We start from the raw sequence: 16,266 nt of genomic DNA on the forward strand, positions 1-16,266 counted from the left end.
TAAATGGCTGCAATTAGCACAATCCGAAAAAATTTCGGTTTAGTAATAATCATTATCATGGTAGCACTCTTTGCATTTATTGTGGGAGATGCGCTACAGAATAATCCACTTCTCTTTCAGGATACCTCCGACAGAAGCATCGGGGTAATAGGAGATGAGGAAATTGACTACAACCTTTTCGCGAATAAATACAATGAAAATCTCGAAGGATTTAAGCAAAGGGTGCAGCGCACTTCTCTCACGCCCGAAGAAGAAGCTCAGGTAAGAGACCAGACATGGCAACAGCTTGTTCAGGAAAATACGATTGGCAAGGAATACAGCCGTATTGGCCTTGATATTTCTACCGATGAATTAGAATATATCACCATTCAGCAACCCTCCCAGGATATTATCCAGAGTTTTACAAATCCCGAAACAAATCAATTTGAACGGGACCGACTTATTTACTTTATACAGAACCTGAGCACATTTGAACCCGAGGTAAGGAATAACTGGTACAAATACGAGGATTTTCTGGTGGATGACCGGAAGCGCAGAAAGTACTTTGAGTTGATCAAACGCAGTCAGTTTGTGACTGATATAGAGGCACAGCACCGGGGTATCAGTGAAGCTAAAACAGCTTCTTTTGATTATATCTCCCTGCCACTGAGTTCGATTGCTGATACGGCCGTAGAACTAAGTGATGAGGAACTGCGTGCATATTTTGAAAAACATAAAAAAAGGTATGAGCAGGAAAAGAAGCGAACTCTTGAATATGTAGCCTTCGATCTGCGTCCAACCCCGGAAGATTCGGTCAGCGCAGTAAACGATATTGAAAACCGTAAACGACTGTTTAAAAGAACTTCCAAGGATTCGATGTTTGTAGTGAGAAATACTGATCTCCCATTTGATACCGGGTACAAAAAGCTGAATGCCATCAATGAACTTTATGTTCAAGACGTTTTGGATGCGGATAGCGGAGATGTTATCGGTCCTTATTACGAAGGAGGAAACCTGATCCTGGTTAAAGTATTAGCTGAAAAAGAAGATACAGCCAGCCTTTATAAAGCAAGTCATATCCTGATTCAGCCTGAAGGTAATGCAGATGAGGATACAGCACGGGCCATGCAGGAAGCAAGAGATATTCTGAAACAAATCCGGGAAGGAGCCGATTTTGCCGAAATGGCCCGTCAACATAGTGATGATCAGAGCAATGCTGCAAAGGGCGGAGACTTAGGTTGGTTTGCCGAAAATTCTATGGTAAAACCATTCAATGATGCGGTGATGGAAGGCAGTAAAGGGGACATGATAGTTGCAAAAACAAGTTTCGGGGCGCACATTATCCATATCACAGAAGATCCTGAAGAAACGATGTTTCGCCTTGCCGTTGTAGAGCGACCTATTACTTACAGCGGAGGAACAAAGGATAAGGTATTCCGAAAAGCCAATACATTCCGGGCAAGTGTAGAGCAGAAAAATGATTTTTCAGAGGCTGCGGCTGCAAGCAATTTAAATAAAAGAACATTAGAGAACGTGGGTCCGCAGGATGCAACACTTGTAGGCATTCAAAATCCGAGACCCTTAATAAAGTGGGCTTACGAAGGCGAAGAAGGCGATGTTTCAGATGTTATTGATTTGAATGACAGGTTGGTAGTGGCTAAGATTAGCGCAGTGACGGAAGAAGGTACGGCCGAGCTGGATGATGTAAGAGAAGAGGTTGAACTGGAAGCACGTGCCGAAAAGAAAAGGGAAATGCTTGCTGCCCGGATTAAAGAAGCGAACGAAGGGGCCAGCACCCTGGAGGATGTCGCTGAAAGATTGAACACGCAGGTAAAACAAGCTAATCAGGTACAATTTTCAGCAAGGGCCTTACCGCAAATTGGAGATGAACCCAAGGTGATTGGAGCAGTTTTTGGCCTCAGCCCCGGTTTGCTATCGTATCCTATAAAAGGACAAAATGCTGTATTTCAGGTGGTCGTAAGGGAATTCCAGAACGAGCAGGTTCCCGAAGATCTGCAACAGCCAAAAACAGCCATCCTCTCTGATCGCGAAGGGCGCTCCCAATTCCAGATAATGGAGGCATTGGAGGATAAAGCGGACATAAAAGATTACCGCTATAAATTCTATTAAGTCAATAAGAAGCCGGCATTTATTTCCGGCAGTATATATCTTGAAATGCTGTGCCGGTCACAGCATTTCTTGTTTCTGGCAGGATCAAAATTAAGACGACAAATGGCGAACGAAATAATCAACAGAGTAGCAAGCAGCGGAATCCTCACGTTCGATCTGAGTGAGTATTACCCAAATGAAGAAATTGTAGAGATAGACCTGGCTGAATTCCTGTTTCAGGGCTTAATTCTGAAAGAGAAGGATTTTCGTCAGGCACTTAGTGAAAGCGATTGGGATCATTACACCGCAAAACATGTAGGGATCTTTAGTTCTGCAGATGCCATTATTCCGGTATGGGCTTATATGTTAATTACTTCATACCTGCGGCCATCTGCAGCTTCAGTTCACTTTGGAAACAAGCAGGAGGTGTTGAGTATTTTAATGGACCGCAGATTAGCTCAAACGGATCCTGAAGAATTCCGGGATAAACGTGTGGTCGTAAAAGGATGTGGAGAGAAAGAGATTCCTGCCAGCGCCTATCTTACTGCTACCTGGCTATTGCAACCCTATGCAAAGAGCATAATGTATGGCGAGCCTTGCTCTACTGTACCGGTCTATAAAAAGCCGAAACAATAGTATTCATCTGAAAATGATTTCCTGAATGACATTCCGGCCAAGCTCCTGGTTCAGTCGTATTCTCACCTTTTCCTTCATGTAGCTCAGTTCCTGCCGCATCACCGGAGAATCCAGGCTGATGATGAGTTTTCCATTCTTTATTTGCAGGTCCGTGGTATGGCCGGCAATCACTTTTCCCACAATCTGAACCCACGAATCTTTTAGCTGAAGTTCACTCAGCTTTCCTCTGAGCTTATAGGTATCCAGCAACTTATCTATTACATGTTTCAGGGGTAAAGGATCAGTTCCTCTCATATTTCTAAATTCTACAAATAAGACAACCGGGTTCCGGGTGTGTGGGGAAAATAACGACTCTTATTATTAGATACCTTCAGAATGAGGTGGGAGAGTCTTGAAAAGGAGGGGGAAAAAAAGCCGGGCACGGGGAAAACTTAAGCACTATCATGGAAAAGGGAAAATTCTAACATGCCCGGCTATGTGGAAAAACCAGAGCAAATGTAATAAAGATATTCAGCAAAACCAATAGCGCACATCTCCTTTGCAAGAAAAGACAGCCCATGCCGACCATTTCCTGAAAAATAATGCTTAGCAGTCCGGAATTGCCTGTGGATAAACCCGGTGATGCACCAAAAATCTTTTTCACAGGGCAGAAAAAGAAGAATCCTTGTTAAACGCGTCTTCGGTTAGTTGTAGGAAAGTGCTATTTCTACACTCATTTTCCTTTGCTCTCAAGAGTTTTATATCAGATCCGGACACAGCTTCTGATTTTCTAAACAAAGGCCATCATGATGCGTTAAATTTTTCTTTGATTTTGAACCAAATAAATTACGGGAAACACATGAGCGACAAAATTTTAAACAACAGAAAAGTAGCCATTTTGGTAGAAAATGGCTTTGAACAGGTAGAGCTCACCGAACCCCGGCAGGCGCTGGATAGCGCAGGAGCTATCACTCATATTATCTCTCCAAAAGACGGAAAAGTAAAAGCCTGGGATAAAGACAACTGGGGCGATGAGTTTAAAGTAGACCTTGCTCTGGACAGCGCAGATCCTGAAGAATACCACGCCTTGTTGCTGCCAGGAGGAGTTATGAATCCTGATAAGCTTCGTCAGAACCAAAAGGCGGTAAACTTCGTAAGGTCATTCTTTAAGAGCGGCAAGCCGATCGCAGCCATCTGTCATGGTCCCTGGACTTTAATTGAAACCGGTGCATTGACAGGACGAAAGATGACATCCTATCCATCTATCCGGACGGACCTGAAAAATGCCGGAGTAAACTGGGTGGATGAAGAAGTGGTGGTGGATCAGGGCATGGTAACAAGCCGCAATCCTGATGACATTCCTGCATTCAATAATAAGATGCTGGAAGAATTCCGTGAAGGAAAGCATGAAGGCCAGAAGACAGTTTAATTTATCCCACACAAAAATGCGGAATAGGCATTTCAGCTCATCCTTCCTCATTTTGTTACCTGTGAATAGGAGTACAAGTGGGATATTCTGGGTTAATTTGCAGTCTTTAAAATTTTAGTAACAGACACAAATATGCCTGTTGATGTAATAGTGGGATTGCAGTGGGGTGATGAAGGCAAAGGAAAGATCGTGGATCTGCTTAGTCCGCATTATGATGTAGTTGCCCGCTTTCAGGGCGGCCCAAATGCCGGCCATACCATAGTCGTAAAAGGACGTAAATTCATTCTTCATACCATCCCTTCCGGGATCATTCATGATCACACCTTGAACGTAATTGGGAACGGGGTGGTAATAGACCCCGTGGTTTTGATGAAGGAAGTGGAATCGCTCAGTGTGCAGGGAATAGATGCAGCCTCGAAAATGGTGGTGAGCAAAAAGGCTCAGCTTATAATCCCTACGCACCGGTTTCTTGATGCTGCGTATGAAACTCAGAAAGGGGATCTGAAAATAGGCTCCACGCTTAAAGGTATCGGACCCACCTATCAGGACAAAGCCGCCAGGGTAGGCATAAACGTTGGCGCGTTAGCCTCGCCAGCTTTTGATTCTATCTACAATAAACTCAAAGAGCGGCATCTGAAACTGATGCCAACGCTGGGAATCGAACTTCGCGATGCGGAGGAAGAATGGATGAATGCAATTTCCTTCCTGAGAAAACTGAACCTTGATGATACAGAGGTGCTGCTAAACAACTGGAATAACCAGGGCAAAAGCATTTTGGCCGAAGGTGCCCAGGGCACTTTGCTGGATGTGGACTTTGGCACTGTTCCCTACGTTACCTCTTCCAATACAATTTCTGCCGCAGCCTGTACCGGTTTGGGAATAGCTCCCCGGCATATCGGGAGTGTACTGGGCGTTTTTAAGGCATATACCACCCGCGTAGGCAGCGGACCTTTTCCCACAGAATTGCACGGAGAAGCCGGGCAGCAGATTCAAAAAGCAGGAAATGAATTTGGTAGCACAACGGGCCGACCCAGACGCTGTGGATGGCTTGACATTCCGGCACTTAAATATGCTATTATGCTGAATGGCGCGGATCAGTTGGCCATTACCAAACTGGATGTTCTCTCTGCAACCGGCAACCTGAATATCTGTACTTCCTATTCACAAAATGGTGCACCCGGTTATCATCCTGAAAATGAGGACCTGTCTCCTGAACTATTACCTTGTGAACCCTGGAATGAAGATATTGTGAATACGCAGTCATTGGATTCGATGCCTGCCAATGCCCGGAGCTACATTGCCAAAATAGAAGAATTGCTGAACCAACCCATACAAATAGTTTCAACCGGACCAGGAAGAGAACAAACTTTGGGAGCAGATCTATTTGGCGTGCGATGAATATCTCCTCAGTTCTTAACAATTTGGTAACAGGAAATTTGTCTTTTCCAGCAAAATCTTTTGGAATGTTCGCCCAATATTTTCAACAAAATATTTATGGAGTAAATCTAACCGGACCATTTATGATTTTAATTAAAAAAACTGGATTTCGAGGATAGAACTCAAACTCTTGAATCTACTGCGAATCGCACTTCCTCCGGTATGTGGGTCCTGAAATCAAATTTTAATCTAAAAAATCATTCTCTCGAATCTTAATATTATCACAAAGCGAAAAACGAACATGAAAATTTTATCTTTTTTACTCCCATTGACTTCATTATTAATTGTTGCAGGCTGCAATGGGGGCGGGGGAAATTCTGATGGCAAACTCGAAGGTTCCATCACGATTGATGGATCCAGTACCGTATATCCTATCTCTGAGGCCGTGGCTGAAGAATACCGTGCAGAGCAACGTGATGTAAAGGTAACGGTAGGAATTTCAGGCACAGGCGGAGGGTTTCAAAAATTCTCACGGGGTGAAATAGACATCACTAATGCATCCCGTCCCATCAAAGAAAGTGAGGAGAACGATGCTAAGGCAGAAGGTATTGAGTACATTGAAATACCCGTTGCATTTGACGGCCTCGCAGTAATTGTTAATCCTGAGAATGACTGGGTAGATTACTTTACTGTAGAAGAATTGAAAAGAATATGGGAACCAGAAGCTCAGAAAACGATTAAGCGCTGGAACCAGATACGGCCCGAATGGCCGGATGAGGAGATCCACTTGTATGGACCTGGCGTAGCTTCCGGTACTTTCGATTATTTTACAGAAGCAATTGTAGGGAAAAGCGGTGCCAGCCGGGGAGATTTTACGGCAAGTGAAGATGACAATGTTTTGGTGCAGGGTGTGTCCACTGACAAATATGCACTCGGCTTTTTCGGGATTGCTTATTTTGAGGAAAACAGCAATAAGCTGAAACTTATCCCGGTGGATGACGAGGATCCTACGAATGGAACCGGACCCATTACTCCAACGATAGAAACGGTGAAGGATGGAACCTATCAGCCTCTTGCCAGGCCCATTTATATTTATGTAAGAAAGAGTGCTGCCGAACGCCCTGAAGTAAATGATTTTGTAAATTTCTATATCAGCATTGCAGGCGAACTGAGCAACGAGGTAGGATATATTGCCTTGCCTGATGATGCTTATGATCTGATAGCAGAAAGATTTGAAAAGCGAATTACAGGATCAGTGTTCCAGGGAGATATTGTAGGGGTTAATATAGCAGATCTGCTCAGGGAAGACCATGGAAACCAGAAGGAACCGGAACCTGCCCAATCACCGGCTGATACCATTCAATAGACCTCATAGTCAGGTATGAAGATAAAGGAGAAGGTTATTGAAAAGCTGCTGTGGTTCAGCAGCTTTGTTACCATTCTTACCACGCTCGGCATTATATGGGTGCTGATCTTTGAAACTGTGCAGTTTTTTGGTGAAGTACCTATCCTCGATTTTTTAACCGATACACAGTGGACTCCGCTATTTACACAAAAACATTTTGGCATATTGCCGCTGCTTTCCGGCACGTTGCTCACTACGTTCATCGCCATTTCTGTGGCTTTACCCATCGGGCTTGCCATTGCTATTTATCTCAATGAATACGCTTCCAGCAAATTTCGCCAGACGGTAAAGCCAATGCTCGAACTGCTTGCCGCTGTCCCCACGGTAGTGTACGGATACTTTGCGTTGCTGTTTGTTACTCCTTTGCTTCAAACTTTTATCCCCAATCTTTCAGGTTTTAATGCACTCTCACCCGGCATTGTGATGGGCATAATGATCATTCCGCTCATTTCTTCCCTGAGTGAGGATGCTATGTATTCTGTTCCCCGTTATCTCAGGGAAGGGGCTCTGGCGCTGGGTTCCACCCGTTTGCAAACCGCACTGAAGGTGGTGGTTCCTGCAGCTTCATCAGGCATAATCGCTTCGGTAATTCTTGCTGTTTCGCGGGCTATTGGCGAAACCATGATCGTGGCCATTGCTGCCGGCCAGCAACCTCGCCTCACCCTGAATCCACTCGTTCCTGTGGAAACCATTACTGCTTATATTGTGCAGGTGAGCCTGGGAGACGTACCGCATGGATCGGTGGAATACAGGACCATCTTTGCGGCAGGAATGGCGCTTTTTGTACTCACTTTTATTCTGAATAATATCAGCTTTTGGTTGAGAAGAAAATTCCGGGAGGTTTATGAGTAATATTAAATTAAACCGATTTAAGGACAACCTATTCCGCTATGTGGGCCTTTTCTGCACCTTCTTGGGCTTGCTGGTATTGCTGGTTTTTATCCTGGATATCGTAGTAGACGGGGTCCAAGCCCTTGACATTGGATTTCTCACCAGCCTCCCATCGCGCAAAGCAGAAGATGCCGGTATTCTTCCGGCATGGGTGGGAAGCATCTGGATCATGGTGCTCACCGCATTTATTACCTTTCCACTCGGTGTGGCCGCAGGAATACATCTGGAAGAATACGGCAAAAAAAATTGGCTGACTTCTCTGCTTGAGATCAATATTGCCAACCTGGCCGGGGTGCCTTCCATTATTTACGGACTTCTGGGATTGGAAATTTTCTCCCGGCTTTTTGGTCTCGGCCCAAGTGTGTTAACAGGATCGCTTACGCTGGCGCTGCTCATTTTGCCCATTGTGATAGTTTCCACCAGGGAAGCATTGAAGGCTGTACCCAAATCATTGCGCGAAGCCTCTTATGCTATGGGAGCCAGTAAATGGCAAACTATATGGCATCAGGTAATTCCGGCATCGTTCGGAGGAATACTCACCGGGGTGATCCTTGCGCTTTCGCGTGCAGTAGGAGAAACGGCTCCGCTCATCGTAATTGGTGCTTTGACGTATGTTCCGTACCTGCCTGAACATCCGCTGGATGAATTCACCGTTCTGCCCATACAAATATTTAATTGGGTAACTCGCCCTCAGCAGGCATTTTCCACCAATGCTGCCGCAGCTATTATCGTTTTGCTGGCCCTCACCTTCTTTATGAATGGTGTGGCGATCTACTTAAGGAACCGGCATCAAAACAAGCTCAAATGGTAACGGGGTTATGAACGATAAAAATAAGACAACCCACAACGTAAAAAACATGGATGAAAAAATGCAGGCAAAGCCCCGTGAAATGACGCTTGTAACAAATGATCTGGATGTCTATTATGGTGATTTTCATGTATTGAAGAATATCAATATGGAAATCGGGAGAAATTCTGTGACGGCCTTCATCGGGCCCTCCGGCTGTGGGAAATCCACTTTTCTCCGGATGTTCAACCGCATGAATGACCTTATTGATAGTTTCCGCAAGGAGGGAGACGTACTCTTTAATGGCAAAGAGATCTACCGTAAAAAGGTAAAAGTGGAGCAATTGCGAAAGGACATCGGGATGGTTTTTCAGAAACCCAATCCTTTTCCAAAAAGCATCTATGAAAATGTGGCCTATGGTCTGAAAATACAAGGCGAGGACAACAAGAACAAGATAAATGAGCAGGTAGAAAAAAGCCTGAAACAAGCAGCCCTCTGGAGCGAGGTAAAAGACGACCTGAAGAAATCAGCCCTGGCGCTCTCTGGCGGACAGCAGCAGCGGCTTTGCATAGCCCGCGCCCTTGCAGTGGAACCTGCCGTGCTGCTCATGGATGAACCGGCTTCAGCGCTCGATCCCATCGCCACCGCAAAAATAGAGGAGCTCATATATGAACTGAAAAAGGATTACACCATTGTGATCGTGACGCACAACATGCACCAGGCAGGAAGGGTTAGTGATAAAACTGCATTCTTCTATATGGGTGAAATGATAGAGTATGATGATACCAAACAACTCTTTACAAATCCTAAAAAAGAGAAAACAGAAAATTATATCACCGGGCGTTTCGGGTAATTAATTTTTAAAATTTTATAGTTTAAATTCTATGAAATATTCAAACAAATCCAGAACTAATATGACGCATTTGGAAACAGAGCTTAACCAGCTCAAAGATGCTATGCTGGAAATGATGCGCCTGGCGCTGAGCCAGATTCAGAAATCGAAAACAGCCCTGCTGAACCATGACAAGGATTTGGCTGAAGAGGTGATTTTCCGGGAAAAACGAATGAATGCGAATGAACTGAGCATTGACCGGGATTGCGAAAACATTTTTGCACTATTCAACCCGGTAGCTGTAGACCTTCGGTTTGTACTGGCCATTCTTAAAGTGAATACACACTTGGAACGCATTGGTGACCATGCCAAAGGGATTTGCAAGTACGTGGCACAGATTGAAGAACCTTTCAATGATAAAGTTCTGAAAGAGATCAGGCTCGAGGAGATGTTTGATATTGCTATTTCTATGTTGGATCTAACGCTGGAATCATTTGAAACGGAAGACTCTGACCTCGTGAGAAGGGTGTTTGAAAAAGACCGGGAACTGAATCAAATAAACCGGGCAGCCAGTGAGGTGATCATTGCGGTCTCAAAAGGAAACAAGGAGGGCATCAATGATTCTCTGTATCTTTTTTCAGCAATCAAGAAGCTTGAGCGTGTGGGAGACCTGACTAAGAATATCGCAGAAGAACTGATCTTTTATCTGGAAGCCAAAGTTCTGAAACACAACAAGGCAGCAAGGCAGAAGTAGATCAGTTCACAACCGGCAAAAACCCATAGTTCTTCCCATAATAAAGCATTTGCTTTTTGAAATCCACCGGGTATTCCACCTTCACGTCTGCAATCTCATCATCTTGCATTACCGGCTTCAGCACCGGATTTATAAAGCCGGAGTAAGGCGCTACATTCAGTTCCGCCATGCGCCTCAGCACCTCGGCATGTATTTCCTTGTCCACCTTTACTCCATAGTTCTCTACCAGGGCACTTCCCGCTTCAAAATCGCCTTCTGATTTAATGCGCTGAATTTCGCGAAGCAATTCCCCGAAGTACGTTTTGAGCTTGTCATAGTCCCGAATAACGAAGTAGGTTTTGCCATCACGCATCACACGCTCAATTACGTTTTCCTCCTTTCCTCTTTCAAACGCCCAGCTCGCTACCAACTGACGATTGCGCATGTGGGCACCCTCAATGCTTTCTCCCGGCTTAATCCTGCGCAATTGCAGCAGCAATCCATTGCGGATGTAGCTGTCATAAGCTTCTTTACCAACTTCCAGGCTTGGCATAAGTCCCATATCCACCAGTTTCTGGTCATGTACATAATAGAGTGCCACCAGATCGGCTCGTGCCTCCTCCAGTGTGCTGGCGTATTGCTTAAGGGTTTCTTTGGGCGTTCCTATACCCGGATTGAGCCGGCCGCTGGCATGGCCAATCACCTCATGCATATCCGTATGGAGATTATCTGCCAGGGTTCCGAACTCTTTAGCCCGCTGTATTTCTTCAGGCTTAAAGGCAAACGCCTCCAGCATTCCGCTGCCTTCAGATGATTTATTATATGAATGGACAATATTCCCCAGGTTTACTGATTTGGAACCATGTTCCGCGCGGATCCAGTTTGAATTAGGCAGATTAATACCGATGGGTGTGGAAGGTGAAGCATCCCCGGATTCCACAATCACCGTGATCACTTTGGCAGAAATGCCCTTTACATTCTTCTTCTTATGTTCCTCCATCAAAGGTGAATTATCTTCAAACCATTGTGCCTGCCGGCTAATGGCGTCTATTCTTTTGGTGGCCTCCATGTCCTTGAAGAAGACAATCGATTCAAAGGATCCTTTGGAAGCCAGCGGATCGCCATACACTTCAATAAAGCCATTAATAAAATCCAGGCTTGCCGCAGTGTCTTTTACCCAGGAAATATTGTATTCATCGAATATTTTCAGATCACCGGTATTGTAATAGTCAATCAGCAAGTTGATCGTTTTTTGCTGTTCTGGCGTCTCTGCAACTGAGGCAGCCTTTTCCAGCCAATAAACCACTTTTGTGATCGCAGCATCATACATGCCCCCTTTTTTCCATACTCGCTCCACTACATTCCCTCCTTCCTTCATCACTTTTGAATTGAGACCATAAGAAATGGGAGTGGGATCAAGCGTATCTGTGACGGCTTTGTAATAATCCTCCACTTCCTGCTGCGAAACGCCCTCATAAAAATTTGTGGCGGAGGTTTTCACTACATCTTCATTTGCGGCCTGATTCACCTTTTTCGCGGCCATCCGTGCATCAAAAATCACCGGTTTCAAAAATCTGATCAATTGCTGGGGCGCCCCTTCGCCATACCAGGAAAGTTCTGCAGCATCAGTATTCAATATTAAAGTTCCTAAATAGGCCTCGTTAAAAGCAGGAATAATCTTCATGCCTGAAGAATGATGATGAATGCCATTGGAGAAGAATACCTGCTTTGAATAAATATCGAAAGCATCCCATTGCTCCCCGGAGTGCTCACCTGTGTAGCCGTTATGTATTGATTCAATCGTCTTCCGGACCAGCAGGTTATATTTATAATTTTGATCCCAGATCATATCCCGGCCGCTCAATGCCGCCTCGTACAGATAGTACGCAAGCTTTTTCTGCTGTAGGCTCAACTCCTCAAAACCCGGTACTTTATAACGCAGCACCCGGACATCAGCAAAGGTATCAGCAACATATTGGAACGTATCCCGACCGGAGGCAGGGTCATCCACGGCTGGGAACAAAACCTCATTTTGGCGTGAAAAACCGAATGCTACAAGACACATGACAGCCACGAAGACCACCAGTTTGATTTTATTCATAATCAAATATGTTTGGATTGGAGGAAATTCAGACGCACAAAAAAACGGCTTTCGCACCAATTAGAAAAAAGCAGTGCAAAGAAGCCGTAATGCTTGCTTTAGATCTGTAATCCGAGAAGGAATTAATTATACTGAGGATTTTCAGGGCTATTGGCATAGATCCTGAATTTGCCGCCCATTCTTTTTAGCAGCGAGCGCCACAGGAAGCTCAGATCCGGCTGGAAGATGTCGCCCACTTTTACAGAAGTTACGATCCAGCTATGCTGGTCTACCTCCTCCTGCAACTGGGTTTCGCCCCAGCCGCTGTAGCCAATGAAAAAGCGAAAGTTGGCCGGGTCATATTCACCTGAATCAAGCTTCAGCTTCACAAGATCAAAGTTTCCTCCCCAATAAAGGCCTTCCGTTATGCACTGGCTTGATTCTATCAAATCCGGCTCACGGTGAAGGAAGTGAAGGGTGTTTTGCTGTACCGGCCCGCCAAAATATACCGGAATGTCCTTTCCATTCTGCATCTCCACCACATCATGCAAAAAAATATTCTCCAGCGGTTTATTAAGAATGAAACCGAGATCTCCTTTATCATGATGTTCACATAATAAAATAACTGACCGCTTAAAATTCGGGTCATAAAGAAATGGCTCTGAGATCAACAGCTTGCCGGGTTGTGGTCCTTCCAGTTCGTTTTCCATATTAAAATAATGCTTAATTCAGGATTAAAGATCAGATTTTTAAAAATGACAAAAGTCATACCTCCGGATTTATTGACGGTTCCTGACGGTGTAGAGAAAATGCCAGCCGTTGAAAGATTGTGCAGAATCCGCAACCTCAGTTTCAAAATCGGACAATACCCCAGCCGAACCTTCCGCTGCCAAAAGGGCGGCCCGGCTCATTACCTGGGGTTGGCCACCACAATTGCTGAATACTGCTTTTCCACTGACGGAAGCCTCCTCCACCATCAGGCGGATCTCCGAAGAATCAATCCGTTCGCATCGAAAAGCAGATAGGGGCGCTGTATGAGATTGATAATACATAATACTTGCGGGCCGTACAGGATCCTCCAGGATAAAAACGGATTCAGGCGAACTCATCATATAACGGGCGATCATTTCATCCTGCTGCATCCCGAAATGATACAGCGGCCATATTCCAAACCAAAAGTTCCAGACCAGAAGTGCTCCGCCAATAGCCGCTAATCCGCGCGTTGAAACATATTTAAAGCATGCCATCAGAATTACCAAGATCACAGGGATGCCTGCCAAAAATTCAGCATTTCCGTAGGATAGAAAAGCAAAAACAAGCGTGAGTAACAGGATGAGCAGATGAATTTCTGCAACTGGTAAAAAGGTTCTGTTTAATTGCCATTTTCTTTTTAAAAGAAAAAAAAGTCCTGCAATTGCAAGAAATAAGGAAATGATGGCAGGAATCCAGAAAGCTTTCTCAATCAAGAGCATTTTCCAGACATATCCGTGTACCTGGAAAAATGAACGGAACAAGCTGATGGGCGTCAGCACGAAACTCATGTACCCGATGCCTGCGGAGGCATTTCCCCGCATATATTCATGCAGCGCATATTGCTGAAGCTGTGCTAGCGAAAGTTCCAACCCCAGATGATGCAGTGCCAGCAAATAGGCCAAAGGAATGATCAATGCCGGGGCGGTAAATACTACGGCTCGCTTTACTTCTCCCGGGCCTTTCAATAAGAGACATCCGGCCAGCAAGCCCAGCCACCAGAATATGTGTAGCTGGTGAAAAAGAATGGCCAGCGCTGCAAAAAATCCGCTTAGCGCAAATTGGCTCCCCTTCCGGTTTTGGAGGCCATTGATCCAAAAATAACTTGCTGTAACCGATAAGAGGATGGGAAGAATGTAGGTCTCGTTTTCAGTAGCAAAACGCCACGGCCCAAAACTGAAGGCGGCAATCATCAGCAGCCAGGGGACTTTTCGCTTTTCCGCACCCATTTTCCGCAAACAAAAAAGGAGCACCACAAGAATTAGAAAAGCATAAATACCGTTTAGCCCGATCATAAAGTACAAGGCATCCGCTTCATCAAAAAATGAGGATACCGCACGGTGCAGCGCATAGCCCTGGAGATTATACAGAAGGTGATGCGGATGAAATAACTCTTCTCCATATTTCACTGAAGCGGCATAGGTATAGCCGTCAATCGAAGCATTGCTTGTAGGGAAAGCCAAATACAGAAATAACGATCCGGCCAACACTGCCACCAGGTGGAAATTCGCTGTTATCTTCTTCATTTAATATTTCAAAACGCAGAGATTAGATTTGCAATGTTAGCGGTTTGAAATTAAGCCGGGCAGGCAGTTTCTGCAATGGTAGGAGCCGGTGTAGAACAGCATTTGGATACGGAGATCGGCTCTGTTTGTGGAATTTGCTGTTCCTTAGCAGGATAATCTTTATTTTGCCTTCTGAAAGAAACCAGATGCTCGAAAAGACTTACGCAAGCGCAGTACAGGGTATTGATGCCCAGACCATAACCGTTGAAGTAAACATCAGCCAGGGCATAAAATTCTTCATCGTGGGCTTGCCGGACAATGCCGTGAAGGAGAGCCAGCAGCGCGTGGAAGCCGCAATCCTGAACAACGGTTTCCGGCTGACGCGCAGGAAAGTGGTGGTGAACCTGGCCCCTGCTGATATCCGCAAAGAAGGCTCATCCTACGACCTCCCAATTGCGGTAGCTATGTTGGCTGCTTTGGAACAGGTTAACCCGGAGAAATTTGAGAAGTACATGATGATTGGCGAATTATCACTCGATGGCAGCCTTATGCCGATCAAGGGTGCATTGCCCATTGCTATACAGGCACGAAAGGACGGATTTGAAGGACTCATTCTCCCGAAACAGAATGCCCGTGAAGCCGCCATTGTGGATAAACTTAATGTTTATGGAATGGAGAGTATGCGGGAGGTGGTGGAAATGCTGAATGGAACGAGCGATGCTGTTCCAACCGTGGTAGATACGAGAGAGGAATTTTTCAATAGTCTCTGTGCGAGCGATCTGGATTTTGCGGATGTAAAAGGACAGCAAAATATAAAGAGAGCCCTGGAAATAGCTGCCTCTGGTGGCCATAATGTAATATTGGTGGGGCCACCGGGGGCAGGCAAAACCATGCTGGCCAAGCGGCTGCCCACTGTCCTGCCGCCACTCAGCCTTTACGAAGCGCTGGAGACCACAAAAATCCATTCGGTAGCCGGATTTCTGAATGACAATTCTTCCCTTGTAACCAACCGGCCTTTCCGGTCGCCACATCACACGATCAGCGATGTAGCTCTTGTGGGCGGAGGTGGCTTCCCGCAGCCGGGTGAAATTTCACTGGCGCACAATGGCGTCCTTTTTCTTGATGAGCTGCCGGAATTTAAGCGCACCGTTCTGGAGGTATTGCGCCAGCCCATCGAAGAGCGAAAAGTTACGATCGCCCGCGCAAAATTCACCGTGGAATATCCCTCGAACTTTATGCTGGTAAGCAGCATGAATCCATGCCCTTGCGGCTACTACAACCATCCTGACAAGGAATGCGTATGCTCAGCCGGAACCGTGCAACGCTATCTCAACAAAATTTCCGGGCCGCTGCTGGACCGCATAGATTTACATGTAGAAGTAGTGCCTGTGGATTTTGCCCAACTCTCATCACAGCAGCACGAAGAAAAAAGCGAGAGTATCAGGCAGCGCGTTACGCTGGCCCGGGATGTCCAGAGCGAGCGCTTCAAAGAATCGAAGGAGGTGCATTGCAATGCCATGATGAGCAGCAACCAACTGAGGAAAATCTGCACAATCTCATCGGCCGGGCAAACGCTGCTGAAAACGGCCATGGAACGGCTCCATCTTTCCGCACGGGCTTACGATCGCATTCTCAAGGTTTCACGCACCATAGCCGACCTGGCCGGATCGGACGACATCAAAACCGAGCATCTTGCCGAAGCCATTCAATACCGCAGCCTGGATCGGGAAAATTGGGGAACCTGAGAAAACCAGCTAAAACGAAAGAAAGTCAA

Annotated in this window: 14 protein-coding genes; 10 read left to right on the top strand and 4 right to left on the bottom strand. The window is 45.6% G+C overall.

The window, feature by feature from the left end:
- The first annotated feature begins 3 nt into the window (after nt 1-3).
- Nucleotides 4-2,109, top strand: coding sequence for a peptidylprolyl isomerase (locus WD077_09970; protein MEX0967555.1), 2,106 nt, complete (start codon nt 4-6; stop codon nt 2,107-2,109).
- 102 nt (nt 2,110-2,211) lie between these two features.
- On the top strand, nt 2,212-2,724 hold the full coding sequence (locus WD077_09975) for a DUF2480 family protein (protein ID MEX0967556.1): 513 nt from the start codon (nt 2,212-2,214) through the stop codon (nt 2,722-2,724).
- 3 nt (nt 2,725-2,727) lie between these two features.
- Here WD077_09975 and WD077_09980 read toward each other — a convergent pair whose 3' ends face one another.
- Nucleotides 2,728-3,018 (bottom strand): DUF721 domain-containing protein, encoded by a 291-nt coding sequence (locus WD077_09980; GenBank protein MEX0967557.1) that lies wholly within the window; start codon nt 3,016-3,018, stop codon nt 2,728-2,730.
- Between the two features lie 544 nt (nt 3,019-3,562).
- On the opposite strand from WD077_09980, the gene WD077_09985 reads away from it, so the two are divergent.
- The 7 genes from WD077_09985 to phoU all read left to right on the top strand — a co-directional run bounded on the left by WD077_09985 (nt 3,563) and on the right by phoU (nt 10,178).
- Complete coding sequence (locus tag WD077_09985) at nt 3,563-4,132, top strand: type 1 glutamine amidotransferase domain-containing protein (protein ID MEX0967558.1); 570 nt, start codon at nt 3,563-3,565, stop codon at nt 4,130-4,132.
- 132 nt (nt 4,133-4,264) lie between these two features.
- Complete coding sequence (locus WD077_09990) at nt 4,265-5,530, top strand: adenylosuccinate synthase (GenBank protein MEX0967559.1); 1,266 nt, start codon at nt 4,265-4,267, stop codon at nt 5,528-5,530.
- Between the two features lie 280 nt (nt 5,531-5,810).
- Complete coding sequence (locus tag WD077_09995; GenBank protein ID MEX0967560.1) at nt 5,811-6,875, top strand: PstS family phosphate ABC transporter substrate-binding protein; 1,065 nt, start codon at nt 5,811-5,813, stop codon at nt 6,873-6,875.
- A 15-nt stretch (nt 6,876-6,890) separates the two neighbouring features.
- Complete coding sequence (gene pstC / locus WD077_10000; protein MEX0967561.1) at nt 6,891-7,766, top strand: phosphate ABC transporter permease subunit PstC; 876 nt, start codon at nt 6,891-6,893, stop codon at nt 7,764-7,766.
- Nucleotides 7,759-8,616 (top strand): phosphate ABC transporter permease PstA, encoded by an 858-nt coding sequence (pstA, locus tag WD077_10005; protein ID MEX0967562.1) that lies wholly within the window; start codon nt 7,759-7,761, stop codon nt 8,614-8,616. Before pstC ends, pstA begins: the two co-directional genes overlap by 8 nt.
- Before the next feature lie 79 nt (nt 8,617-8,695).
- Nucleotides 8,696-9,445, top strand: a complete 750-nt coding sequence (pstB, locus tag WD077_10010) for a phosphate ABC transporter ATP-binding protein PstB (GenBank protein MEX0967563.1) — start codon at nt 8,696-8,698, stop codon at nt 9,443-9,445.
- A 31-nt stretch (nt 9,446-9,476) separates the two neighbouring features.
- On the top strand, nt 9,477-10,178 hold the full coding sequence (gene phoU / locus WD077_10015) for a phosphate signaling complex protein PhoU (protein MEX0967564.1): 702 nt from the start codon (nt 9,477-9,479) through the stop codon (nt 10,176-10,178).
- 1 nt (nt 10,179) lies between these two features.
- Here the strand turns inward: phoU and WD077_10020 are convergent, their stop codons facing one another.
- The 3 genes from WD077_10020 to WD077_10030 all read right to left on the bottom strand — a co-directional run bounded on the left by WD077_10020 (nt 10,180) and on the right by WD077_10030 (nt 14,513).
- Complete coding sequence (locus WD077_10020) at nt 10,180-12,258, bottom strand: dihydrofolate reductase (protein MEX0967565.1); 2,079 nt, start codon at nt 12,256-12,258, stop codon at nt 10,180-10,182.
- 122 nt (nt 12,259-12,380) lie between these two features.
- Nucleotides 12,381-12,947, bottom strand: a complete 567-nt coding sequence (locus tag WD077_10025; protein ID MEX0967566.1) for a YqgE/AlgH family protein — start codon at nt 12,945-12,947, stop codon at nt 12,381-12,383.
- Between the two features lie 69 nt (nt 12,948-13,016).
- A complete protein-coding gene (locus WD077_10030) occupies nt 13,017-14,513 on the bottom strand; it encodes a hypothetical protein (GenBank protein MEX0967567.1) in 1,497 nt (498 codons plus the stop codon).
- 185 nt (nt 14,514-14,698) lie between these two features.
- Here WD077_10030 and WD077_10035 point away from each other — a divergent pair, with 185 nt between their 5' ends.
- Complete coding sequence (locus tag WD077_10035; GenBank protein MEX0967568.1) at nt 14,699-16,237, top strand: YifB family Mg chelatase-like AAA ATPase; 1,539 nt, start codon at nt 14,699-14,701, stop codon at nt 16,235-16,237.
- The last annotated feature ends 29 nt before the right edge of the window (nt 16,238-16,266 follow it).

The organism is Bacteroidia bacterium (assembly GCA_040880525.1).
In the GTDB taxonomy this organism is placed as follows: domain Bacteria; phylum Bacteroidota; class Bacteroidia; order CAILMK01; family JBBDIG01; genus JBBDIG01.

Bases quoted from the DNA above. Each gene is read 5' to 3' on its own strand.
- WD077_09970 (MEX0967555.1), top strand. From the start codon at position 4: ATGGCTGCAATTAGCACAATCCGAAAAAATTTCGGTTTAGTAATAATC.
- WD077_09975 (MEX0967556.1), top strand. From the start codon at position 2,212: ATGGCGAACGAAATAATCAACAGAGTAGCAAGCAGCGGAATCCTCACG.
- WD077_09980 (MEX0967557.1), bottom strand. From the start codon at position 3,018: ATGAGAGGAACTGATCCTTTACCCCTGAAACATGTAATAGATAAGTTG.
- WD077_09985 (MEX0967558.1), top strand. From the start codon at position 3,563: ATGAGCGACAAAATTTTAAACAACAGAAAAGTAGCCATTTTGGTAGAA.
- WD077_09990 (MEX0967559.1), top strand. From the start codon at position 4,265: ATGCCTGTTGATGTAATAGTGGGATTGCAGTGGGGTGATGAAGGCAAA.
- WD077_09995 (MEX0967560.1), top strand. From the start codon at position 5,811: ATGAAAATTTTATCTTTTTTACTCCCATTGACTTCATTATTAATTGTT.
- pstC (MEX0967561.1), top strand. From the start codon at position 6,891: ATGAAGATAAAGGAGAAGGTTATTGAAAAGCTGCTGTGGTTCAGCAGC.
- pstA (MEX0967562.1), top strand. From the start codon at position 7,759: ATGAGTAATATTAAATTAAACCGATTTAAGGACAACCTATTCCGCTAT.
- pstB (MEX0967563.1), top strand. From the start codon at position 8,696: ATGACGCTTGTAACAAATGATCTGGATGTCTATTATGGTGATTTTCAT.
- phoU (MEX0967564.1), top strand. From the start codon at position 9,477: ATGAAATATTCAAACAAATCCAGAACTAATATGACGCATTTGGAAACA.
- WD077_10020 (MEX0967565.1), bottom strand. From the start codon at position 12,258: ATGAATAAAATCAAACTGGTGGTCTTCGTGGCTGTCATGTGTCTTGTA.
- WD077_10025 (MEX0967566.1), bottom strand. From the start codon at position 12,947: ATGGAAAACGAACTGGAAGGACCACAACCCGGCAAGCTGTTGATCTCA.
- WD077_10030 (MEX0967567.1), bottom strand. From the start codon at position 14,513: ATGAAGAAGATAACAGCGAATTTCCACCTGGTGGCAGTGTTGGCCGGA.
- WD077_10035 (MEX0967568.1), top strand. From the start codon at position 14,699: ATGCTCGAAAAGACTTACGCAAGCGCAGTACAGGGTATTGATGCCCAG.